Source organism: Klebsiella sp. Shm-1, from assembly GCF_040804525.1.
Lineage (GTDB): Bacteria > Pseudomonadota > Gammaproteobacteria > Enterobacterales > Enterobacteriaceae > Klebsiella > Klebsiella pneumoniae.
On the sequence record NZ_CP161823.1, the window covers coordinates 4924665 to 4948878 of the forward strand.

General features: G+C 56.4%; 15 protein-coding genes, 1 tRNA gene and 3 rRNA genes. 9 read left to right on the forward strand and 10 right to left on the reverse strand.

Annotated features, from left to right (window positions below):
• The first annotated feature begins 2 nt into the window (after positions 1–2).
• The 7 genes from AB1E37_RS24035 to AB1E37_RS24065 all read left to right on the forward strand — a co-directional run bounded on the left by AB1E37_RS24035 (position 3) and on the right by AB1E37_RS24065 (position 5526).
• A complete protein-coding gene (locus AB1E37_RS24035; protein ID WP_032448196.1) occupies positions 3–806 on the forward strand; it encodes an SDR family oxidoreductase in 804 nt (267 codons plus the stop codon).
• A 9-nt stretch (positions 807–815) separates the two neighbouring features.
• Entirely contained in the window at positions 816–1223 is a 408-nt protein-coding gene (locus AB1E37_RS24040; RefSeq protein WP_002884611.1) for a PTS sugar transporter subunit IIA, read from the forward strand.
• Entirely contained in the window at positions 1223–1717 is a 495-nt protein-coding gene (locus AB1E37_RS24045) for a mannose/fructose/sorbose PTS transporter subunit IIB (protein ID WP_004151751.1), read from the forward strand. The genes AB1E37_RS24040 and AB1E37_RS24045 overlap by 1 nt, the downstream gene beginning before the upstream one ends.
• A 65-nt stretch (positions 1718–1782) precedes the next feature.
• The gene (locus AB1E37_RS24050) at positions 1783–2583 is read left to right on the forward strand and encodes a PTS mannose/fructose/sorbose transporter subunit IIC (protein ID WP_002884608.1); all 801 of its coding nucleotides are present in this window, start codon (positions 1783–1785) and stop codon (positions 2581–2583) included.
• Positions 2584–2594: 11 nt separating this feature from the next.
• Positions 2595–3419 (forward strand): PTS system mannose/fructose/sorbose family transporter subunit IID, encoded by an 825-nt coding sequence (locus tag AB1E37_RS24055; protein WP_002884590.1) that lies wholly within the window; start codon positions 2595–2597, stop codon positions 3417–3419.
• A 72-nt stretch (positions 3420–3491) separates the two neighbouring features.
• The gene (gene sorE, locus AB1E37_RS24060) at positions 3492–4724 is read left to right on the forward strand and encodes an L-sorbose 1-phosphate reductase (protein ID WP_002884587.1); all 1233 of its coding nucleotides are present in this window, start codon (positions 3492–3494) and stop codon (positions 4722–4724) included.
• Positions 4717–5526 carry a shikimate 5-dehydrogenase gene (locus AB1E37_RS24065; RefSeq protein ID WP_020803742.1) on the forward strand — a complete coding sequence of 270 codons (810 nt, stop codon included), beginning with the start codon at positions 4717–4719 and terminating at the stop codon, positions 5524–5526. The genes sorE and AB1E37_RS24065 overlap by 8 nt, the downstream gene beginning before the upstream one ends.
• A gap of 89 nt (positions 5527–5615) precedes the next feature.
• Here the strand turns inward: AB1E37_RS24065 and AB1E37_RS24070 are convergent, their stop codons facing one another.
• Both AB1E37_RS24070 and metH read right to left on the reverse strand, forming a co-directional pair.
• Positions 5616–7247: a Na/Pi cotransporter family protein gene (locus AB1E37_RS24070; RefSeq protein WP_004177864.1), complete on the reverse strand. Its 1632-nt coding sequence runs from the start codon at positions 7245–7247 to the stop codon at positions 5616–5618.
• A 129-nt stretch (positions 7248–7376) separates the two neighbouring features.
• On the reverse strand, positions 7377–11060 hold the full coding sequence (gene metH / locus AB1E37_RS24075; RefSeq protein WP_004178260.1) for a methionine synthase: 3684 nt from the start codon (positions 11058–11060) through the stop codon (positions 7377–7379).
• A gap of 194 nt (positions 11061–11254) precedes the next feature.
• On the opposite strand from metH, the gene iclR reads away from it, so the two are divergent.
• Entirely contained in the window at positions 11255–12085 is an 831-nt protein-coding gene (gene iclR, locus AB1E37_RS24080) for a glyoxylate bypass operon transcriptional repressor IclR (protein ID WP_002884578.1), read from the forward strand.
• A 50-nt stretch (positions 12086–12135) separates the two neighbouring features.
• On the opposite strand, the gene aceK is transcribed toward iclR, so the two are convergent.
• The 4 genes from aceK to metA all read right to left on the reverse strand — a co-directional run bounded on the left by aceK (position 12136) and on the right by metA (position 18198).
• Positions 12136–13920: a bifunctional isocitrate dehydrogenase kinase/phosphatase gene (gene aceK / locus AB1E37_RS24085; RefSeq protein WP_002884575.1), complete on the reverse strand. Its 1785-nt coding sequence runs from the start codon at positions 13918–13920 to the stop codon at positions 12136–12138.
• Between the two features lie 102 nt (positions 13921–14022).
• Positions 14023–15327, reverse strand: a complete 1305-nt coding sequence (gene aceA / locus AB1E37_RS24090) for an isocitrate lyase (RefSeq protein WP_029602897.1) — start codon at positions 15325–15327, stop codon at positions 14023–14025.
• A gap of 79 nt (positions 15328–15406) precedes the next feature.
• Positions 15407–17008 (reverse strand): malate synthase A, encoded by a 1602-nt coding sequence (gene aceB / locus AB1E37_RS24095; RefSeq protein ID WP_002884559.1) that lies wholly within the window; start codon positions 17006–17008, stop codon positions 15407–15409.
• Between the two features lie 260 nt (positions 17009–17268).
• Positions 17269–18198, reverse strand: a complete 930-nt coding sequence (gene metA / locus AB1E37_RS24100; protein ID WP_004146576.1) for a homoserine O-succinyltransferase — start codon at positions 18196–18198, stop codon at positions 17269–17271.
• 156 nt (positions 18199–18354) lie between these two features.
• On the opposite strand from metA, the gene AB1E37_RS24105 reads away from it, so the two are divergent.
• Positions 18355–18816 carry an acetyltransferase gene (locus AB1E37_RS24105; RefSeq protein WP_004178258.1) on the forward strand — a complete coding sequence of 154 codons (462 nt, stop codon included), beginning with the start codon at positions 18355–18357 and terminating at the stop codon, positions 18814–18816.
• 194 nt (positions 18817–19010) lie between these two features.
• Here AB1E37_RS24105 and rrf read toward each other — a convergent pair.
• The 4 genes from rrf to AB1E37_RS24125 form a co-directional block, all read right to left on the reverse strand.
• A 5S ribosomal RNA gene (gene rrf / locus AB1E37_RS24110) occupies positions 19011–19126 on the reverse strand.
• A 96-nt stretch (positions 19127–19222) separates the two neighbouring features.
• Positions 19223–22124 (reverse strand): 23S ribosomal RNA (locus AB1E37_RS24115).
• Between the two features lie 182 nt (positions 22125–22306).
• Positions 22307–22382, reverse strand: a tRNA-Glu gene (locus AB1E37_RS24120).
• A gap of 85 nt (positions 22383–22467) precedes the next feature.
• Positions 22468–24007: ribosomal RNA gene (locus AB1E37_RS24125) — 16S ribosomal RNA — on the reverse strand.
• The 16S, 23S and 5S rRNA genes sit together here with 1 tRNA gene alongside, the layout of an rRNA operon.
• Positions 24008–24214 lie beyond the last annotated feature (207 nt).

The window sequence follows — 24214 nt, forward strand, 5'->3', positions numbered from 1 at the left end:
TAATGAATACCTGGTTAAATTTAAAAGATAACGTCATTATCGTGACCGGCGGTGCCTCGGGAATTGGGCTGGCCATTGTCGATGAATTATTATCACAAGGTGCTCATGTCCAGATGATTGATATTCATGGCGGCGATCGTCATCACAATGGCGATAATTATCACTTCTGGCCGACGGATATTTCCAGCGCGACAGAGGTGCAACAGACTATCGATGCCATTATTCAGCGCTGGTCGCGTATTGATGGTTTGGTCAATAACGCTGGCGTGAATTTCCCGCGTTTATTAGTCGACGAAAAAGCACCGGCCGGCCGCTATGAATTAAACGAAGCCGCTTTTGAAAAAATGGTCAATATCAACCAGAAAGGGGTGTTTTTCATGTCGCAGGCGGTGGCGCGTCAAATGGTCAAACAGCGCGCCGGTGTGATTGTCAATGTCTCTTCGGAGAGCGGCCTGGAAGGTTCTGAAGGTCAAAGCTGCTACGCCGCGACCAAGGCCGCGCTCAACAGCTTTACCCGCTCCTGGTCCAAAGAATTGGGTAAATATGGGATCCGCGTGGTCGGCGTTGCGCCGGGGATCCTCGAAAAAACCGGTCTGCGGACACTGGAATATGAAGAGGCGCTGGCCTGGACGCGCAATATCACCGTCGAGCAACTTCGCGAGGGATATACCAAAAACGCCATTCCCATCGGGCGGGCAGGAAAGCTCTCGGAAGTGGCTGATTTTGTTTGCTATCTCTTGTCAGCGCGCGCCAGCTACATCACCGGAGTCACCACTAACATTGCCGGCGGAAAAACGCGCGGTTAAGGAGGCAGTATGGTTCACGCTATCTTCTGCGCCCACGGCCAGCTGGCCGGGGCCATGCTTGATTCGGTATGCATGGTCTACGGCGAGGTTAACGTCAGCGCCGTCGCGTTTGTCCCCGGCGAAAACGCGGCGGATATCGCCATTAACCTGGAAAAGTTAGTAAGCGCCCACACCGATGAGGAGTGGGTAATCGCGGTAGATTTGCAGTGCGGAAGCCCATGGAATGCCGCAGCCGGGCTGGCAATGCGTCACCCGCAGATCCGGGTGATTAGCGGCCTGTCGCTGCCGCTGGCGCTCGAGCTGGTGGATAACCAGCATACCCTGAGCGCCGATGACTTATGCCAGCATCTGCAGGCCATCGCCAGTCAGTGCTGTGTGGTCTGGCAGCAGCCAGAAACCGTTGAGGAGGAGTTCTGATGCAAATTACCCTCGCCCGTATTGATGACCGACTGATTCATGGCCAGGTCACCACCGTGTGGTCAAAAGTCGCCAACGCCCAGCGGATAATTATCTGCAATGACGATGTATTTAACGATGAGGTTCGCCGGACCCTGTTGCGCCAGGCGGCTCCGCCAGGCATGAAGGTAAACGTTGTCAGTCTGGAAAAAGCGGTTGCGGTCTATCATAACCCGCAATATCAGGACGAGACCGTCTTTTATTTATTTACCAATCCACACGATGTTTTAACGATGGTGCGCCAGGGCGTGCAGATCGCCACGTTAAATATTGGTGGCATGGCCTGGCGACCCGGTAAAAAACAGCTAACCAAAGCCGTTTCTTTGGATCCGCAGGATATTCAGGCATTCCGTGAACTCGATAAACTGGGCGTAAAACTCGATTTACGCGTGGTCGCATCAGATCCGTCAGTCAATATTCTCGACAAAATTAACGAAACAGCTTTCTGCGAATAAAAAATAGCGCCTGTTGTGATATGCCGTAGCAGGCAGGATGACTCACACCTTAAAGGTCATAAATTATGGAAATTAGTACCCTACAGATAATAGCCATATTTATTTTTTCCTGTATTGCCGGAATGGGCAGCGTGCTGGATGAATTTCAGACCCATCGGCCCCTTATCGCCTGTACCGTGATTGGCCTCATCCTGGGCGATTTAAAAACCGGGGTTATGCTCGGCGGTACGCTGGAGCTGATCGCCCTCGGCTGGATGAACGTGGGGGCAGCGCAGTCGCCAGATTCGGCGCTGGCCAGCATTATCTCCGCCATTCTGGTGATTGTGGGCCACCAGAGCATTGCCACCGGTATCGCCATTGCTCTGCCGGTGGCCGCCGCCGGGCAGGTGCTGACCGTTTTCGCCCGTACCATTACCGTGGTGTTCCAGCACGCCGCGGACAAAGCGGCCGAGGAGGCGCGCTTTCGCACCATCGACCTGCTGCATGTCTCCGCACTGGGGGTGCAGGCACTGCGCGTGGCAATCCCGGCGCTGGTGGTCTCGCTGTTCGTTAGCGCGGATATGGTCAGCAGTATGCTCAGCGCGATCCCGGAATTCGTCACCCGCGGCCTGCAGATTGCCGGTGGTTTCATTGTCGTCGTGGGCTACGCGATGGTGCTGCGAATGATGGGCGTGAAATACCTGATGCCCTTCTTTTTCCTCGGTTTTCTCGCCGGGGGTTATCTCGACTTCAGCCTGCTGGCCTTCGGCGGCGTGGGCGTCATCATCGCGCTGATCTACATCCAGCTCAATCCACAGTGGCGTAAGGCTGAACCCGCCGCCTCCACTGCCCCCTCTGCCCCCGCCCTTGACCAGCTTGACGACTAATGGAGCCGAAAATGGAACAGAAAAAAATCACGCAAGGCGACCTGGTGAGCATGTTTCTCCGCTCCAACCTCCAGCAGGCCTCCTTTAACTTCGAACGTATTCATGGCCTGGGGTTTTGCTACGACATGATCCCGGCGATCAAACGCCTGTATCCGCTCAAAGCCGATCAGGTCGCGGCGCTGAAGCGTCATCTGGTGTTCTTTAATACCACGCCGGCGGTGTGTGGCCCGGTGATCGGCGTCACCGCCGCCATGGAGGAGGCCCGGGCTAACGGCGCGGCCATTGACGATGGCGCTATCAACGGCATCAAAGTGGGTCTGATGGGCCCGCTGGCCGGCGTCGGCGACCCGCTGGTCTGGGGCACGCTGCGGCCGATTACTGCGGCCCTTGGCGCCTCGCTGGCCCTCTCCGGCAACATTCTGGGACCTTTGTTATTTTTCTTTATTTTCAATGCAGTGCGGCTGGCAATGAAGTGGTACGGCCTGCAACTGGGCTTCCGTAAAGGGGTCAATATCGTCAGCGATATGGGCGGTAACCTGCTGCAGAAGCTGACTGAAGGCGCCTCCATTCTCGGCCTGTTTGTCATGGGGGTGCTGGTGACCAAATGGACCACCATCAATGTGCCGCTGGTGGTTTCCCAAACGCCCGGTGCAGACGGCGCCACCGTCACGATGACCGTCCAGAACATCCTCGATCAGCTCTGCCCCGGCCTGCTGGCGCTGGGCCTGACGCTACTGATGGTGCGTCTGCTGAACAAGAAAGTGAATCCGGTCTGGCTGATTTTCGCCCTTTTCGGCTTAGGCATTATCGGCAACGCCCTCGGCTTTCTGTCCTGATTATTCCGCCCCGGCGATGCCGGGGTGACGTCAACAACATAGCCCCGAAAGATGAAGGGGATGAGGTGGTTTATGCAAACAACAACGGCCCTGCGCCTGTATGGCAAACGAGACCTGCGCCTGGAAACCTTTACCCTCCCGGCGATGCAGGACGATGAGATCCTCGCCCGGGTGGTCACGGACAGCCTGTGTCTTTCCTCATGGAAAGAGGCCAATCAGGGTGCCGATCATAAAAAGGTGCCAGATGATGTGGCCACCAGGCCCATTATTATCGGTCATGAATTCTGCGGCGAAATCCTTGCCGTCGGTAAAAAGTGGCAGCATAAGTTTCAGCCAGGGCAGCGCTACGTGATCCAGGCCAACCTGCAGTTGCCCGACCGACCCGACTGCCCCGGCTACTCATTCCCATGGATCGGTGGCGAAGCCACCCATGTGGTGATCCCCAATGAGGTGATGGCGCAGGATTGCCTGCTCACCTGGGAGGGGGATACCTGGTTTGAAGGATCGCTGGTGGAGCCGCTCTCCTGCGTCATTGGCGCTTTCAACGCCAATTATCATCTGCAGGAGGGGAGTTACAACCACGTGATGGGGATCCGTCCTCAGGGACACACTCTGATCCTGGGCGGGACGGGGCCGATGGGGCTGCTGGCTATCGACTATGCGCTGCACGGCCCCATCAATCCTTCACTACTGGTAGTGACCGATACCAATAAGCCGAAGCTCAGCTACGCCCGCCGTCATTACCCCTCTGAGCCGCAGACGCTGATCCACTACCTCGACGGCCATGAGGCCAGTCGCGATACGCTGCTGGCGCTCAGCGGCGGCCATGGCTTCGACGATATCTTCGTGTTTGTGCCAAACGAACAGCTGATCACCCTGGCCTCCTCGTTGCTGGCTCCGGACGGCTGCCTGAACTTCTTTGCTGGCCCCCAGGATAAGCAATTCAGCGCCCCGATCAACTTCTACGACGTGCACTACGCCTTCACCCACTACGTCGGCACCTCCGGCGGTAATACTGACGATATGCGCGCCGCGGTGGCGCTGATGCAGGCGAAAAAGGTCCAGACGGCGAAAGTGGTCACCCATATTCTCGGCCTGAACGCCGCGGGCGAAACCACCCTCGATCTGCCTGCCGTCGGCGGGGGAAAAAAGCTGGTGTATACCGGAAAAGCCTTCCCGCTCACGCCGCTGGGCGAGATCGCCGATCCCGAACTGGCAGCGATTGTGGCGCGTCACCATGGGATCTGGTCCCAGGAGGCTGAAGCGTATCTGCTGGCCCACGCGGAGGATATTACGCATGATTAACCGCGATACGCTGCTGTGCATCTCCCTGGCGGGTCGCCCCGGCAACTTCGGCACCCGCTTTCATAACTATCTGTATGACAAGCTGGGATTGAACTACCTCTACAAAGCCTTTACGACTAAGGATATTGAGGCGGCGGTAAAAGGGGTTCGCGCATTGGGTATCCGCGGCTGTGCGGTCTCCATGCCGTTTAAAGAGAGCTGCATACCGTTTCTTGACGCGATCGATCCGTCAGCAAAAGTCATCGACTCCGTCAACACCATCGTCAACGACGACGGGAAGTTAACCGGGCTAAACACCGATTACATCGCGGTCAAAAGCCTGATCGCCAGCCATCGGCTCGATACCAACGCCAGAGTGATGATTCAGGGTAGCGGCGGCATGGGGAAAGCCGTCATTGCCGCCTTCCGTGATGCCGGTTTCCGCGACGTGATCATTGCGGCCCGCAATCGCCAGCGCGGCCTGGCGCTGGCAAAACAGTATGGCTTTCAGTGGCAGCCCCTGCCCGAAGGGATCGCAGCCGAGATTCTGGTCAATGTCACACCGCTGGGCATGGCGGGGGGAGCGGAAAGCAACACGCTGGCGTTCAGCGAGGCCATGGTGGCCCAGGCCAGCGTCGTGTTTGACGTGGTCGCGTTGCCGGCGGAAACTCCGCTGATCCGCCTGGCGCAACAACGGGGTAAGCAAACCATCAGCGGTGCGGAAGTTATTGCCCTGCAAGCCGTCGAGCAGTTCGCCCTTTATACCGGCGTACGGCCGGATAATGCGCTGGTGGCAGAAGCCTCGGCGTTTGCCAGAAGCTAGTGTCTCCCTCCCGGGAAAGGCGTCAGCCACCTCCCGGGAGGGCTATCGCGCCAAAAAAGAAGCGACATAAACGGGGAAAATAACCCGTCTTAGTAGTCATCCCGTTCGTCGTCTTCATCCGGCTGCTCCATCACGCTGTAAGCCACCGAGCAGAACAGGCTGTTCAGACGCTTCATATCCCCCAGCAGCGCCAGGTGCAACGTACTGGTTTCGATGCTCTGCACGTTCTGCTGATGCAGACGGTCAACGTGCGCATGCGAGTAGCGGCGGTTAAGAATGCGGAACCGGTGTTTGCTGCGCCGCAGGCGGCGGGCGCTGGGCACATCGCTGGAGAAGAAGACCGACATCGCCAGCTGCAGGTTGCTGAGCAGCAGATCGTACAGGGCGTCCAGCTCCTTTAACCCTTCTACCGAGAAGGCGCGCCGCGCCGCCAGCGATTTATCGGCGATCTCGCTGCCCATTCGCTCGACGATATCGGACGCCTGTTCGAGGTTTAACGACATCTCAATAATTTCCGCCCAGCGCCGGGATTCCTCTTCCGCCAGCTCATCCTTTGGCATTCGCGCCAGATAGAGCTTAATAGCGGTGTAAAGTACGTTGATATCATCCGCCATACGGCGCAGCTCTTTCTCCTGACGCGGTTCGCCATGCATCACCTTGTGCAGGCTCTCCAGCATCTGCTCCATCGCGTCACCAATACGCAGCGTCTCACGCGCGGCATTGGCCAGCGCCAGCGCCGGGGTGTCCAGCGCCGACGGGTCGAGATGCTTGGGTTTGAGATGGTTATCCAGCTCGGGCTCATCGCGGATCAGACGCTGGCACAGCTTCGCCATCGGTCCGGCAAAGGGCACCATCGCGATGCAGCGCAGCAGGTTGTAAAAGACGTGGAAGTAGATAACCAGCTCGGACTCGGCCAACGGCAGCTTGTGCATCGCCGCGGCCAGCGGATGGACGAACGGCAGAATAATCAGGCTCCCCACCAGCTTAAACAGCAGGCTGCCCAGCGCCACCCGGCGCGCCGCCGCGTTCGCCGCGCTGTTGTTAAGCATCGCCAGCAGCCCCGATCCCAGGTTGGCGCCAATCACCAGACACAGCGCCACCGGGAAAGAGATCGCTCCCGCCGCGGTCAGCGTCGCCGTTAACAGCACCGCCGCCAGGCTGGAGTAGCTAATGATTGCAAATACGGCGCCAATCAAGGCATCCAGCATGATATCGCCGGTCAGCGAGGCGAAAATCACCTGCACGCCGTTCGCCTGGGTTATGGGGTGTACGGCCTGGACAATCAGCTCGAGGGCCAACAGGATCAGCCCCAGACCAATCCCCACCCGTCCAAGCTGCCCGGCGCGGGTCTGCTTGCGGCCGAGGAAGAAAATCACCCCGATAAATATCAACAACGGCGACAGCCACGACAGGTCGAAGGTCAACACCCTCGCCATCAGCGCCGTCCCGACGTCGGCCCCCAGCACCATCACCAGCGCTGGCATCAGACCCACTAAATCCTGGGCGACAAATGAGGTCACCAGCATGGTGGTGGCGTTACTGCTTTGCACCAGCGCAGTCACGCCAAGACCCGCGCAGAAGGCGAGCGGCTTTTTCTCTACGCTGCTACTGAGAACGGTACGCAGGCGAGCGCCATAGACGCGCATCACCCCGGTACGCACGATATGCGTGCCCCACACCAGCAGAGCAACCGCGGACAACAGGTGTAGCAGAGTTAACACGGAATCAGCTTCTCCTTATCGTTATAGGTTTTCCGAAGTTCAGGAACCTATCTCAGTATAAGGGGTTAACCTCAATAAAGAGACAAGGCGCTCACAGAGCGCCTTGTTTGTTGTAAGGAAAGATGACGACTAGTCCGCATCATAGCCCAGATTAGGCGCTAACCAGCGCTCAACCTCCGCCGGCGTCATTCCTTTACGCAGCGCGTAATCTTCGACCTGATCGCGCTGGATCTGCGCCACGGCGAAGTACTTGCTATCCGGATGGCTGAAGTACCAGCCGGAAACCGATGCGCCCGGCCACATGGCGAACGATTCGGTGAGCTTCATGCCGGTATGGGCTTCGACGTCCAGTAGCTGCCAGATGGTCCCCTTTTCGGTGTGCTCCGGACAGGCCGGATATCCCGGCGCCGGTCGGATCCCCTGGTAGTTCTCGCGAATAAGCTCCTCATTGCTGAGGTTCTCATTAGCCGCATATCCCCAGTAAACCTTGCGCACTTTCTCATGCAGATACTCGGCAAAGGCCTCCGCCAGGCGATCGGCGATGGCCTTGATCATGATCTTGTTATAGTCATCATGCTGCGCTTCATAGGCGTCCGCCAGCGCGTCCTCTTCCAGGCCGCCGGTCACGGCGAAGGCGCCGATGTAGTCCGCCTTGCCGCTCAGCTTCGGCGCGACAAAATCGGCGAGGCAGTAGTTGGCGAAGCCGACCTTCTCCGTCTGCTGGCGCAGATGATGGCTCACCGTCAGCACGTGGGTGCGGGTTTCATCGCGATAGATTTCAATATCGTCGCCCACGCGGTTGGCCGGGAACAGACCCACCACGCCGCGCGGGTTCAGGGTTTTCTCTGCGCTCAGCTTATCCAGCAGCTCGTTAGCATCTTTGAACAGGCGCTGCGCCTCTTCCCCTACCACTTCATCTTCCAGAATGCGCGGATATTTACCCGCCAGCGACCAGGTCATGAAGAACGGCGTCCAGTCGATGTAGTTGCGCAGAGTCTCGATACTGGCTTCCACCGTCTGTACTCCCAGACGATGAGCCACCGGCGGCGTGTAGCTCTCCCAGTCAAAGGCCAGATCGTTTTCCCGCGCGGCGGCAAGGGTCACCGGCGGCGTACGCGGTTTTTTACGCCCATGCTGGATACGCACCGTTTCATACTCTTTGCGCGTGCGGGCGACAAACTCGTCGCGCTGCGTGTCCGAGAGCAGCGCAGACACCACGCCGACGGTGCGCGAGGCGTTCTGTACGTAAACGGTCGGGCCGCTGTAGTTCTGCTCGATTTTCACCGCCGTATGCGCTTTCGAGGTGGTCGCGCCGCCTATCAGCAGCGGGATGGTAAAGCCCTGGCGCTCCATCTCTTTCGCCACGTTAACCATCTCGTCCAGCGATGGGGTAATCAGCCCGGAAAGACCAATTAGATCCGCGTTCACCTCTTTGGCCGTTTTGAGAATTTTATCCGCCGGGACCATCACGCCAAGATCGATGATTTCGTAGTTATTGCACTGCAGCACCACGCCGACGATGTTTTTGCCAATGTCATGAACGTCGCCTTTTACCGTGGCAATCACCATTTTGCCGTTACTGGAGCCCTGCTCTTTACTGGCTTCAATAAACGGCTCAAGGTAGGCCACCGCCTGTTTCATTACACGGGCGGATTTCACCACCTGCGGCAGGAACATTTTGCCTTCGCCGAACAGATCGCCGACCACATTCATGCCGTCCATCAGCGGCCCTTCAATGACCTCAATCGGGCGGGCGGCCTGCTGACGCGCTTCTTCGGTGTCCTGTTCGATAAATTCGGTAATGCCCTTCACCAGCGAATATTCGAGGCGTTTTTTCACTTCCCAGGTGCGCCACTCCGCCTGCTGGGCATTCGCGCCGTCGTCCGCTTTGCTGCCGCGATATTTTTCCGCCAGCTCAAGTAACCGTTCGGTACTGTCATCGCGGCGGTTGAGGATCACGTCTTCGACCGCGTCGCGCAGCTCGCCCGGGAGGTCATCATAGATGGCCAGCTGACCGGCGTTGACGATCCCCATGTCCATGCCGTTGCGGATCGCGTAGTAGAGGAATACGGCGTGGATCGCCTCACGTACCGGGTCATTACCGCGGAAGGAGAAGGAGACGTTGGAGACCCCGCCGGAGATTAGCGCATGCGGCAGCTCGCGTTTGATGTCTTCGCAGGCGCCGATAAAGTCCTGTGCGTAGTTGTTATGCTCTTCGATACCGGTGGCGACGGCAAAGATATTGGGGTCGAAGATAATATCTTCCGGCGGGAAGCCGACCTCTTCGGTGAGGATTTTGTAGGCGCGACGGCAAATCTCAATTTTACGTTCGCGGGTGTCGGCCTGACCAACCTCGTCGAAAGCCATCACCACCACCGCGGCGCCGTAGCGGCGAACCAGTTTCGCATGGTGGATAAAGGATTCGACGCCCTCTTTCATCGAAATCGAGTTAACGATGCCTTTGCCCTGAATACATTTCAGGCCCTTTTCAATGACTTCCCACTTGGAGGAGTCAATCATGATCGGCACGCGGGCAATGTCCGGCTCGCCGGCAATCAGGTTAAGGAAACGCACCATCGCCGCTTCCGCGTCGAGCATCCCCTCGTCCATGTTGATATCGATAATCTGCGCGCCGCTTTCCACCTGCTGACGCGCAACGTCCAGCGCTTCGCTGTACTTCTCTTCTTTAATCAGCCGCTTAAATTTCGCCGAGCCGGTGACGTTAGTTCGTTCACCGACGTTAACGAACAGGCTATCGTCGCCGATATTCAACGGCTCCAGGCCGGCGAGGCGGCAGGCCACCGCAATTTCCGGCAACTGACGCGGCGGCAGGCCCGCTACCGCCCGGCTCATGGCGGCGATATGCTCCGGGGTGGTACCGCAGCAGCCGCCAACGATATTGAGGAAACCGGCTTCCGCCCATTCGCGAATTTGCGTCGCCATGGTGTCGGCGTCCAGATCGTATTCGCCGAAAGCGTTGGGCAGGCCGGCGTTCGGGTGCGCGGTGACGTAGCATTCGGCAATGCGCGACAGCTCCTGGACGTACTGCCGCAGCTCGTCCGGCCCGAGGGCGCAGTTCAGACCAAACGATAAGGCTTCGGCGTGACGCAGCGAGTTATAAAAGGCTTCGGTGGTCTGTCCGGAAAGCGTGCGGCCGGAGGCATCGGTAATGGTCCCGGAGATCATCAGCGGCAGGTCAACGCCTAACGCCTCCAGCTCCTCTTTCACCGCATAGATAGCCGCTTTAGCGTTCAGGGTGTCAAATACCGTTTCAATCAGGATCAGATCCACGCCGCCTTCCACCAGCGCCCGGGTGGATTCGCGATAGGCGGCCACCAGCTGGTCAAAGGTAATATTACGGAACGCCGGATCGTTCACATCAGGCGAAATAGAAGCGGTGCGGTTGGTCGGGCCAAGCACGCCCGCGACATAGCGCGGTTTTTCCGGCGTGCGGGCCGTCCAGGCGTCGGCGCTGGCGCGGGCCAGCTTCGCCGCGGCAAAGTTGATCTCGGCCGACAGGGATTCCATCTGGTAATCCGCCATCGCGATGGTCGTCGAGTTAAAGGTGTTGGTCTCAACGATATCCGCGCCGGCCTCGAAATAGGCATCGTGGATCTCGCGGATCACTTCGGGTTTGCTGAGCACCAGCAGGTCGTTGTTGCCTTTCAGGTCGCACGGCCAGTCAGCAAAGCGCTCACCGCGAAAGTCCTGCTCACTCAGACGATAGCCCTGGATCATGGTGCCCATGCCCCCATCCAGAACCAGAATACGTTCTTTTAACTGCTGATGCAGTTGCTCAACTTTGCTGCTCACACTTGCTCCCGACAACGCTCGACTCAGGCCAAATAGCCAACAAACCATACTGGCATAAACCACCGGAGCGGAAAAGACAACAACGGGCAATATGAGACATGTTCAGCTTCACTCCTCCGATGAGTCCGGATGTGATTGCATTATTGCCAAATAAAACGAAAATTATTTCCACGATACAGAAAAAGGAGTTCGCGATGGCCACAACCCCCATTCCCGCGAAACGCGGCAGAAAACCCGCGGCTGCCACTGCCCAGCAGGCTGGCGGTCAGGTTCAGTCGCTGACCCGCGGCCTGAAATTACTCGAATGGATTGCCGAGTCCCACAGCAGCGTCGCGCTGACCGAACTGGCGCAGCAGGCGGGTCTGCCCAACTCCACGACTCACCGTCTGCTGACCACCATGCAACAGCTGGGCTTCGTCCGCCAGGTTGGCGAGCTGGGTCACTGGGCCGTAGGGGCGCATGCTTTCGTGGTCGGCAGCAGCTTTCTACAAAGCCGCAATCTGCTGGCCATTGTCCACCCGATCCTGCGCCAGCTGATGGAAGATTCCGGTGAAACGGTGAATTTAGCGGTGCTCGACCAGAGCGACCACCAGGCGATCATTATCGATCAGGTGCAGTGCACCCAGCTGATGCGGATGTCGGCGCCAATCGGCGGTAAACTGCCGATGCACGCTTCCGGCGCCGGGAAGGCGTTTCTCGCGCAGCTGAGCGAAGAGCAGGTCACCAGTCTGCTGCACCGTAAAGGGCTGCATGCCTATACGCATGCCACGCTGGTCTCCCCGCTGCATCTGAAGGAAGATTTAGCCCAGACCCGCAAGCGGGGCTACTCTTTCGATGATGAGGAGCACGCGCTCGGCCTGCGCTGCGTCGCCGCCTGCATTTACGATGAACATCGCGAACCGTTCGCGGCAATCTCCATCTCAGGCCCCATCTCGCGTATGACCGATGATCGGGTGACTGAGCTGGGCGCGCTGGTGATCAAGGCGGCGAAGGAAGTGACGCTGGCGTATGGCGGGGTTAAATAAAAAAATGCCCCAGAAGGGCATTTTAAGTAGGCCTGATAAGCGTAGCGCCATCAGGCAGATCGGCGCACCTTGCCGGATGGCGGCGTAAACGCCTTATCTGGTCTACTGTCGGCGCCATAGCGCACGCTAAAACGCTGCTTGCGCCGGTAGGCGTAGACATCTTCCACATGGCCGTTTTTAATCCGCATCTGCAGTGCGCGCCAGTAGTCGGCGCGCAGCAGGTCGGCATGCATCTCTTCAAACAGTGGCCCAATGCGCGGGTCGGCGCACAGCCAGTGGCGGAACTCCTCCGGAAACACATCGCCAGGCGAAACGCTGTACCACGGCTCGCTGGCCAGCTCATCCTCCGGATAGCGCGGCGGCGGGATCTCGCGAAAATTCACTTCCGTCATATAGCAGATTTCATCATAGTCGTAGAACACCACCCGGCCATGGCGGGTGACGCCGAAGTTTTTAAATAACATATCGCCGGGAAAGATGTTGGCGGCGGCCAGCTGGCGGATAGCATTGCCATACTCTTCTACCGCATCACGCAATGCCTGGCCGTTAACCTGCTCCAGCCACAGGTTGAGCGGCACCATTCGCCGTTCAATATAGAGATGGCTGATGACGATGCGGTCGCCGAGATCGGTGAGTTTGTTCCCCGCTTCCGCCTGCAGCAGCGCCAGCAGCGCCGGCGCGATTTGCCGTTTATCCAGCACGAAATTTTCAAACTCCTGGGTGTCCGCCATCCGCCCGACGCGGTCATGCTCCTTTACCAGCTGATAGCAAGCCCGCACATGGGCGGCGGTCATCTCTTTCTGCGGCGCGAAGCGGTCCTTGATCACCTTAAACACCCGGTCAAAGCCCGGCAGGGTAAACACCAGCATCACCATCCCGCGAATACCCGGCGCTTCAATAAACTGCTCATCGCAGCGAGTAATGTAGTGTAGATATTCGCGATAGCTTTCGGTTTTGGCGTGCTTCTGACAGCCAATCGCCATGTACAGCTCGGCCGTCGTTTTACCCGGCAAGATCTCGCGCAGCCATTCCACCAGGGCGCCGGGCAACGGCGCATAAACCATAAAATAGGAACGCGCGAAGCCAAAAACGATACTCGCTTCGGCATGGGTTGTGAGGCAGGTGTCAACAAACAGCTCACCCTCTTCGCTGCGGTGGATCGGCAGCAAAAAAGGCAGCGTCGCCATCGGCATGACCAGTTTGCCCACCAGCCAGGCGGCTTTATTGCGGTAGAACAGCTCATTGGCGACCTGCAGATGACAGGTGGCGAGCAGTTCCTCCCCCAGCGCCTCCTGCAGACTGGCAATGATATAGCCGATATCCCGCGCTTTGTTTTGCCACGGTAGCCGCAGCGGCAGATCGGACAGTACTTTACCCAGCAGGTGCGACCAACCGCGTTCCGGAAAGAAATCTTTCGCCAGCGGTCGCGGGAGGGTACGAAAGGGTCGCTCGGGCTGCGAGCTGAAAATAAAGAGCCGCTCGGGGGTCAGCGAGCGGTGGTCAAACAGGCGGCAGTAGACCGAATTGAAAAAGCTCTCAGCAATTTCAAAGCGAGGGTAATCCGGTAAAAGTTGGGTGTACTGCTGTTTCACCCGCAGAAGAAAATCGACGTCGGTGCTTTTCCCTTCGGTGATGCAGCGCAGCTGCTCTACTACCAGGCCCACGTGGTGATCGTAGAGATGGATCCGCTGCTTCATCGCCTGCTGCACGGCGTGCCAGTCAGCCTGTTCAAAGCGCTGCTGCGCGCCGGAAGTGACTTCAAGAAAACGCCCATACTGCGCGTCAAATCCCTGCAATATCGTTTGGGCAATCAGTAATTCAAGACCACGCGTCATCGCTTTCCCCCATCCGGCGCCACGTCATGCCGGATGGCGCGCTCGCTTATCCGGCCTGCGTCCTCTTGCAGGCCCGGTCAGCGTCGCGCCACCGGGCATGGCTTAAAACTGATCTTCTTCGGTCGAGCCGGTCAGCGCCGTTACCGACGAGGTACCGCCCTGGATAATGGTGGTGACCTTGTCGAAGTAGCCGGTGCCCACCTCCTGCTGATGCGAGACGAAGGTGTAGCCTTCCGGCCCGGCGGCGAATTCCGGCTGCTGCACTTTCTCAACATAGTGGCGCATCCCCTCACCCTGAGCGTAGGCATGGGCGAGGTCGAACATGTTGAACCACATGCTGTGGATCCCCGCGAGGGTAATAAACTGGTATTTGTATCCCATGACCGACAACTGCTGCTGGAAGCTGGCGATGGTTTTATCATCGAGATTTTTCTTCCAGTTAAACGACGGCGAGCAGTTATAGGCCAGCAGTTTGCCCGGGAAACGCGCATGGATAGCCTCGGCAAAGCGGCGCGCCTGCTCGAGATCCGGTTTCGACGTTTCACACCACACCAGATCCGCATACGGCGCGTAGGCCAGCCCGCGGCTGATCGCCTGCTCGATCCCGGCGTGTGTGCGGAAGAACCCTTCGCTGGTGCGATCCCCGGTAATAAACTCACGATCGTACGGATCGCAGTCTGAGGTAATTAAATCCGCGGCGTCGGCATCGGTACGGGCGATGACCAGCGTCGGGACCCCCATCACGTCGGCCGCCAGACGCGCCGCCACCAGCTTCTGAATCGCCTCCTGAGTCGGAACCAGCACTTTACCGCCCATATGGCCGCACTTCTTCACCGATGCCAGCTGATCTTCGAAGTGAACAGCCGCTGCACCGGCTTCAATCATCGATTTCATCAGCTCAAAGGCGTTCAGGACGCCGCCAAAACCGGCCTCCGCATCCGCCACGATCGGCAGGAAGTAGTCGATAAAGCGCGGATCGTTCGGTTCAATTCCCGCTGACCACTGGATCTGATCGGCGCGGCGGAAGGTGTTGTTGATCCGATCCACCACCGCCGGTACCGAGTTGGCCGGATACAGCGATTGATCCGGATACATGCTGGACGCCAGGTTAGCATCCGCCGCCACCTGCCAGCCGGAGAGATAAATGGCTTCGATACCCGCCTTCGCCTGCTGCAAGGCCTGGCCGCCGGTCAGCGCGCCGAGACTGTTGACGTACCCTTTTTTCGCCTCCCCGTGCAGCAGACGCCACAGTTTCGCCGCGCCAAGCTGCGCCAGCGTGCATTCCGGATTCACCGAGCCGCGTAACTTCACCACTTCTTCCGCGCTGTAGGGACGGGTAATGCCTTCCCAGCGCGGGTTCGTCCATTCTTTGTTTAATTCTTCGATTTGTTGGGTACGGGTTTTCATGTGCAGATGCTCCATATAATTTCCTGGCTCCCCAGGCTCATAGGTGAAGGACTAAATGGCGAACCACACCATCTGGCGATTAGGCCAGCAGGCGGTAGCCCGGCAATGTCAGAAAATCAATTAGCTCGTCGGAGGTGGTGATCTGCTCCATCAGTCGCGCCGCATCGTCAAAGCGGCCGTGGCTGAAGCGGTGCTCTCCCAGCTCCTCCTGAATCACCATCAGCTCTTCCGCCAGCCACTGGCGGAACAGCGCCTTAGTGACTGGGGTACCGTCGTTCAGGGTTTTCTGATGATGGATCCACTGCCAGATAGAGGTGCGCGAGATCTCGGCCGTTGCGGCGTCTTCCATCAGGCCATAAATCGGTACGCAGCCGTTGCCGGAGATCCACGCTTCGATGTACTGCACCGCCACGCGAATGTTGGCGCGCATTCCGGCTTCCGTGCGTTCGCCCTCGCAGGGAGCCAGCAGTTGTTCAGCGGTAATTGGCGCATCCTCGCTCCGGGTGACCGAGAGCTGATTCGGCTTATCGCCCAGCACGCGGTCAAACACCGCCATGGCGGTATCCGCCAGGCCCGGGTGGGCGATCCAGGTCCCATCGTGACCGTTGTTGGCCTCCAGCTCTTTATCGGCGGTGACTTTACTCAGCACCTGGCGGTTACGTTCGGTATCTTTGCTCGGGATAAACGCCGCCATACCGCCCATCGCAAACGCGCCGCGTTTGTGGCAGGTCTTAATCAACAAGCGTGAGTAGGCGCTGAGGAAGGGTTTATCCATCGTCACCACCTGCCGGTCCGGCAGTACGCGATCCGGATGGTTTTTCAGCGTCTTGATATAGCTGAAGATGTAATCCCAGCGGCCGCAGTTCAGGCCAACAATATGGTCGCGCAGCGCATGCAGGATCTCATCCATCTGGAACACCGCTGGCAACGTCTCAATCAGCAGCGTGGCCTTGATGGTGCCCCGCGGCAGGTCAAAGCGATCTTCCGTAAAACTGAAGACATCGTTCCACCATGCCGCCTCCTGCCAGGCCTGTGTTTTTGGCAGATAGAAGTAGGGACCACTTCCTTTCGCCAGCAGCGCCTGGTAGTTATGAAAGAAATAGAGCGCAAAATCGAACAGGCTGCCGGGGATGGCCTCATTACGCCAGGTCACATGCTTTTCCGGCAGATGCAGGCCGCGCACACGGCATACCAGCACAGCGGGATTGGGCTGCAACTGATAGATTTTGCCGGCCTCGTTGGTGTAGCTGATGGTTCCGTTCACGGCATCGCGCAGGTTGATTTGACCATCAATGACTTTGCGCCAGTCAGGCGCCAGCGAATCCTCAAAGTCCGCCATAAAGACTTTGACGTTGGCATTCAGCGCGTTAATGACCATCTTGCGCTCGACGGGGCCGGTGATTTCCACGCGGCGATCCTGCAAATCAGCCGGGATACCGCGAATAGTCCAGTCGCCATTTCTAATGGAAGCAGTTTCCGAAATAAAATCCGGAAGCTGCCCGTCGTCAATAGCCTGCTGTTGCTGCAAACGAGCGGCCAGCAGCTTATTGCGCGCCGGCGTAAAGCGGCTCACCAGTTCCGTCAGAAATTCTACCGCCTCAGGCGTTAAGATCTGCTTCTCCTGCTCGCCATAGGGCTGACTAAAGGCCAGTTCATCGGTGATTGTCGCCTGCTGCGTCATTGTGCTGCTCCTCTTGGTTGATCCGCTGGAAGCGAGCGAAAGATCGTTGTGCAGTTTTCGCTCAGCACAATTAAGACTACTCAATTAATTTCCAAAATCAAAAACAATTTCCATTTTAATTTTAATTTATCATTAACACATTGATAACAATGAAATTAAAGTTATCCTCGCGTATGAAGTGAATTTCGGAAATAAAAAAGGCACCCGAAGGTGCCAGAGGCAAAATGCTGAAACGCTTTAGGATCGTCTCACATAGAGTATTATTCCAGCGTCGGATTCATATGACGCAGATCGTATGGCGTAATCTGGTAGACGTAATAGTTAAGCCAGTTAGCGAACAGCAGATTGCCGTGGCTGCGCCAGGTGGCGCGCGGTTTGTTCTGCGGGTCGTTTTGTGGGAAATAGTTATGAGGTATCTCAGGGTTCAAACCGGCTTCCACATCGCGGAAATATTCACTTGCCAGGGTATTGGCATCGTACTCCGGGTGGCCGGTGACAAAGGCGATGCGCTTATCTTTGCTGGCGAACAAATACGCATCGCCCTCTTCCGTCTCCGCGAGGATCTCAAGATCGGTATAGTCGCGGATAAGTCCGGCCGGAAAATCAGCATAGCGTGAGTGCGGGGCCAGGAAAGAGTCGTCGAAACCGCGGGTCAGTAAGGCGTGCGGATGAAGAATATGGTGTTCATAGACGCCGGAAATCTTTTCGGCGCGGGTCTGCTTGGGAATGCCGTACAGAATGTTCAGCGCGGCCTGAACCGCCCAACAGACGAACAGCGTCGAAGTGACGTGATCCTTGGCCCACTCCAGCACCTGTTTGATCTGCGGCCAGTAAGCAACATCGTTAAACTCAACCAGGCCTAAAGGAGCGCCGGTAACAATCAGGCCGTCAAAGTTCTGATCGCAGATCTCATCGAAATTACAGTAAAAGTTATTCAGATGCTCCGCAGGGGTATTACGCGACTCGCGCGCATCGATACGTAATAACTGGATATCCACCTGCAGCGGAGAGTTTGATAGCAGACGCAGGAACTGATTTTCCGTCTCGATTTTCTTCGGCATCAGGTTGAGGATTAACACCTTCAGGGGGCGGATTTCCTGAGTCGTTGCACGTGTTGTCGTCATTACGAAGACGTTTTCATTGCGCAAGAAATTGACGGCTGGCAGCTCGTCCTGCACCCGAATTGGCATAACTGTATTACCTCATAGCATACGTATAAACGTTTAGACATCCAGATAGCTGAAGATAACCAGGAATCGGGTGAATGTCGAGTCTGCATGTTCACGGTGAGAAAATTTCACGGCGCTTGTTGAGTTAGAATATAAGAATGTAGAAAAGGAGAAAGTATGGTTATTAACATCCGCCGTTCCCGGCCTGATGAAGGGGATAAACTGACTGCGATCTGGTGTCGGTCGGTCGACGCCACGCATGATTTTCTGACAAAAGCGTATCGAAAGGAGCTGGAGGAGATGGTACGCGCATTTTTACCGGAGGCTCCGCTGTGGGTGGCGGTTAATACGGAAGACCAGCCGATCGCCTTTATGCTGCTGACCGGAGATCATATGGATGCGCTGTTCGTCGATCCGGATGTCCGCGGCTGTGGCGTGGGGAAGTTGCTGATTGAGCATGCGCTGTCGTTAACGCCGAAGCTGACGACCAATGTAAATGAGCAGAATGAACAAGCGGTCGGGTTTTATCAGAAGATGGGTTTTAGGGTGACAGGGCGCTCTGAAACGGACGATCTGGGGCAACCGTATCCGTTATTGAATTTGATGTATGAGCAGCAGGCTGAAGCAGACTACGATTGACGTCGGTAACTTTGCGGCATTGATGTCCCCTCGGCCAGCAGGTGGCCGAGGATCCGTAGCCCCGGCAAGCGCAGCGCCACCGGGGGAGATATACCCCACACAGCAAAAAAACCCGCACCTTTCGGGACGGGGTTCTTTTTAAACGCAAAAACAAAAAGCCCGGTCTTTCTACCGGGCTTTCTGCTTTATTTGATGCCTGGCAGTTCCCTACTCTCACATGGGGAGACCCCACACTACCATCGGCGCTACGGCGTTTCACTTCTGAGTTCGGCATGGGGTCAGGTGGGACCACCGCGCTAGTGCCGCCAGGCAAATTCTGTTTTATCAACACGTCTCACCAACGTATCGATTAATCTGTATCAGAGCTGAAAATTCTCTCAATCCGCCAAAACATCTTCGGCGTTGTAAGGTTAAGCCTCACGGTTCATTAGTACCGGTTAGCTCAACGCATCGCTGCGCTTACACACCCGGCCTATCAACGTCATCGTCTTTAACGTTCCTTCAGGAGACTTAAAGTCTCAGGGAGAACTCATCTCGGGGCAAGTTTCGTGCTTAGATGCTTTCAGCACTTATCTCTTCCGCATTTAGCTACCGGGCAGTGCCATTGGCATGACAACCCGAACACCAGTGATGCGTCCACTCCGGTCCTCTCGTACTAGGAGCAGCCCCCCTCAATTCTCCAGCGCCCACGGCAGATAGGGACCGAACTGTCTCACGACGTTCTAAACCCAGCTCGCGTACCACTTTAAATGGCGAACAGCCATACCCTTGGGACCTACTTCAGCCCCAGGATGTGATGAGCCGACATCGAGGTGCCAAACACCGCCGTCGATATGAACTCTTGGGCGGTATCAGCCTGTTATCCCCGGAGTACCTTTTATCCGTTGAGCGATGGCCCTTCCATTCAGAACCACCGGATCACTATGACCTGCTTTCGCACCTGCTCGCGCCGTCACGCTCGCAGTCAAGCTAGCTTATGCCATTGCACTAACCTCCTGATGTCCGACCAGGATTAGCTAACCTTCGTGCTCCTCCGTTACGCTTTGGGAGGAGACCGCCCCAGTCAAACTACCCACCAGACACTGTCCGCAACCCCGGTAAGGGGCCAACGTTAGAACATCAAACATTAAAGGGTGGTATTTCAAGGTTGGCTCCACGCAGACTGGCGTCCACGCTTCAAAGCCTCCCACCTATCCTACACATCAAGGCTCAATGTTCAGTGTCAAGCTATAGTAAAGGTTCACGGGGTCTTTCCGTCTTGCCGCGGGTACACTGCATCTTCACAGCGAGTTCAATTTCACTGAGTCTCGGGTGGAGACAGCCTGGCCATCATTACGCCATTCGTGCAGGTCGGAACTTACCCGACAAGGAATTTCGCTACCTTAGGACCGTTATAGTTACGGCCGCCGTTTACCGGGGCTTCGATCAAGAGCTTCTCCTTACGGATAACCCCATCAATTAACCTTCCGGCACCGGGCAGGCGTCACACCGTATACGTCCACTTTCGTGTTTGCACAGTGCTGTGTTTTTAATAAACAGTTGCAGCCAGCTGGTATCTTCGACTGGTCTCAGCTCCATCCGCAGGGACTTCACCTACACACCAGCGTGCCTTCTCCCGAAGTTACGGCACCATTTTGCCTAGTTCCTTCACCCGAGTTCTCTCAAGCGCCTTGGTATTCTCTACCTGACCACCTGTGTCGGTTTGGGGTACGATTTGATGTTACCTGATGCTTAGAGGCTTTTCCTGGAAGCAGGGCATTTGTTACTTCAGCACCGTAGTGCCTCGTCATCACACCTCAGCCTTGATTATCCGGATTTGCCTGGACAACCAGCCTACATGCTTAAACCGGGACAACCGTCGCCCGGCTAACATAGCCTTCTCCGTCCCCCCTTCGCAGTAACACCAAGTACAGGAATATTAACCTGTTTCCCATCGACTACGCCTTTCGGCCTCGCCTTAGGGGTCGACTCACCCTGCCCCGATTAACGTTGGACAGGAACCCTTGGTCTTCCGGCGAGCGGGCTTTTCACCCGCTTTATCGTTACTTATGTCAGCATTCGCACTTCTGATACCTCCAGCAACCCTCACAGGTCACCTTCGCAGGCTTACAGAACGCTCCCCTACCCAACAACACATAGTGTCGCTGCCGCAGCTTCGGTGCATGGTTTAGCCCCGTTACATCTTCCGCGCAGGCCGACTCGACCAGTGAGCTATTACGCTTTCTTTAAATGATGGCTGCTTCTAAGCCAACATCCTGGCTGTCTGTGCCTTCCCACATCGTTTCCCACTTAACCATGACTTTGGGACCTTAGCTGGCGGTCTGGGTTGTTTCCCTCTTCACGACGGACGTTAGCACCCGCCGTGTGTCTCCCGTGATAACATTCTTCGGTATTCGTAGTTTGCATCGGGTTGGTAAGTCGGGATGACCCCCTAGCCGAAACAGTGCTCTACCCCCGAAGATGAGTTCACGAGGCGCTACCTAAATAGCTTTCGGGGAGAACCAGCTATCTCCCGGTTTGATTGGCCTTTCACCCCCAGCCACAAGTCATCCGCTAATTTTTCAACATTAGTCGGTTCGGTCCTCCAGTTAGTGTTACCCAACCTTCAACCTGCCCATGGCTAGATCACCGGGTTTCGGGTCTATACCCTGCAACTTAACGCCCAGTTAAGACTCGGTTTCCCTGCGGCTCCCCTATACGGTTAACCTTGCTACAGAATATAAGTCGCTGACCCATTATACAAAAGGTACGCAGTCACACCCGAAGGTGCTCCCACTGCTTGTACGTACACGGTTTCAGGTTCTTTTTCACTCCCCTCGCCGGGGTTCTTTTCGCCTTTCCCTCACGGTACTGGTTCACTATCGGTCAGTCAGGAGTATTTAGCCTTGGAGGATGGTCCCCCCATATTCAGACAGGATACCACGTGTCCCGCCCTACTCTTCGAGTTCACAACCTGTGCATTTTGGTGTACGGGACTATCACCCTGTACCGTCGGACTTTCCAGACCGTTCCACTAACACACAAGCTGATTCAGACTCTGGGCTGCTCCCCGTTCGCTCGCCGCTACTGGGGGAATCTCGGTTGATTTCTTTTCCTCGGGGTACTTAGATGTTTCAGTTCCCCCGGTTCGCCTCGTTAACCTATGTATTCAGTTAACGATAGTGCAACGAATTGCACTGGGTTTCCCCATTCGGACATCGCCGGTTATAACGGTTCATATCACCTTACCGACGCTTTTCGCAGATTAGCACGTCCTTCATCGCCTCTGACTGCCAGGGCATCCACCGTGTACGCTTAGTCGCTTAACCTCACAACCCGAAGATGTTTCACTTCTGATTGCGAAAATTTGAGAGACTCGAACACACATTGACTGTGTGTCGTTTCAATTTTCAGCTTGATCCAGATTTTTAAAGAGCAAATATCTCAAACGTCACCCGAAGATGAGTTTTGAGATACATCGGCACGCGTCTTTCACTCACGAACCAGCAAGTGGCGTCCCCTAGGGGATTCGAACCCCTGTTACCGCCGTGAAAGGGCGGTGTCCTGGGCCTCTAGACGAAGGGGACACTGAAGTCTCAATCGCAAGACGCCTTGCTTCTTTACGTTCATCAGACAATCTGTGTGAGCACTACAAAGGCAGGTTCTTTAAGGTAAGGAGGTGATCCAACCGCAGGTTCCCCTACGGTTACCTTGTTACGACTTCACCCCAGTCATGAATCACAAAGTGGTAAGCGCCCTCCCGAAGGTTAAGCTACCTACTTCTTTTGCAACCCACTCCCATGGTGTGACGGGCGGTGTGTACAAGGCCCGGGAACGTATTCACCGTAGCATTCTGATCTACGATTACTAGCGATTCCGACTTCATGGAGTCGAGTTGCAGACTCCAATCCGGACTACGACATACTTTATGAGGTCCGCTTGCTCTCGCGAGGTCGCTTCTCTTTGTATATGCCATTGTAGCACGTGTGTAGCCCTGGTCGTAAGGGCCATGATGACTTGACGTCATCCCCACCTTCCTCCAGTTTATCACTGGCAGTCTCCTTTGAGTTCCCGGCCGAACCGCTGGCAACAAAGGATAAGGGTTGCGCTCGTTGCGGGACTTAACCCAACATTTCACAACACGAGCTGACGACAGCCATGCAGCACCTGTCTCACAGTTCCCGAAGGCACCAATCCATCTCTGGAAAGTTCTGTGGATGTCAAGACCAGGTAAGGTTCTTCGCGTTGCATCGAATTAAACCACATGCTCCACCGCTTGTGCGGGCCCCCGTCAATTCATTTGAGTTTTAACCTTGCGGCCGTACTCCCCAGGCGGTCGATTTAACGCGTTAGCTCCGGAAGCCACGCCTCAAGGGCACAACCTCCAAATCGACATCGTTTACGGCGTGGACTACCAGGGTATCTAATCCTGTTTGCTCCCCACGCTTTCGCACCTGAGCGTCAGTCTTTGTCCAGGGGGCCGCCTTCGCCACCGGTATTCCTCCAGATCTCTACGCATTTCACCGCTACACCTGGAATTCTACCCCCCTCTACAAGACTCTAGCCTGCCAGTTTCGAATGCAGTTCCCAGGTTAAGCCCGGGGATTTCACATCCGACTTGACAGACCGCCTGCGTGCGCTTTACGCCCAGTAATTCCGATTAACGCTTGCACCCTCCGTATTACCGCGGCTGCTGGCACGGAGTTAGCCGGTGCTTCTTCTGCGGGTAACGTCAATCGATGAGGTTATTAACCTCACCGCCTTCCTCCCCGCTGAAAGTGCTTTACAACCCGAAGGCCTTCTTCACACACGCGGCATGGCTGCATCAGGCTTGCGCCCATTGTGCAATATTCCCCACTGCTGCCTCCCGTAGGAGTCTGGACCGTGTCTCAGTTCCAGTGTGGCTGGTCATCCTCTCAGACCAGCTAGGGATCGTCGCCTAGGTGAGCCGTTACCCCACCTACTAGCTAATCCCATCTGGGCACATCTGATGGCATGAGGCCCGAAGGTCCCCCACTTTGGTCTTTCGACATTATGCGGTATTAGCTACCGTTTCCAGTAGTTATCCCCCTCCATCAGGCAGTTTCCCAGACATTACTCACCCGTCCGCCGCTCGTCACCCGAGAGCAAGCTCTCTGTGCTACCGCTCGACTTGCATGTGTTAGGCCTGCCGCCAGCGTTCAATCTGAGCCATGATCAAACTCTTCAATTTAAGTTTGATGCTCAAAGAATTAAACTTCGTAATGAATTACGTGTTCACTCTTGAGACTTGGTATTCATTTTTCGTCCGAGGACGTTAAGAATCCATGTCACTTTGAGTGCCCACACAGATTGTCTGATAAATTGTTAAAGAGCAGTTGCGACGCGCTTTAGCGCTCTGTCGCGAGGTGGCGTATATTACGCTTTCCTCTTTCAGAGT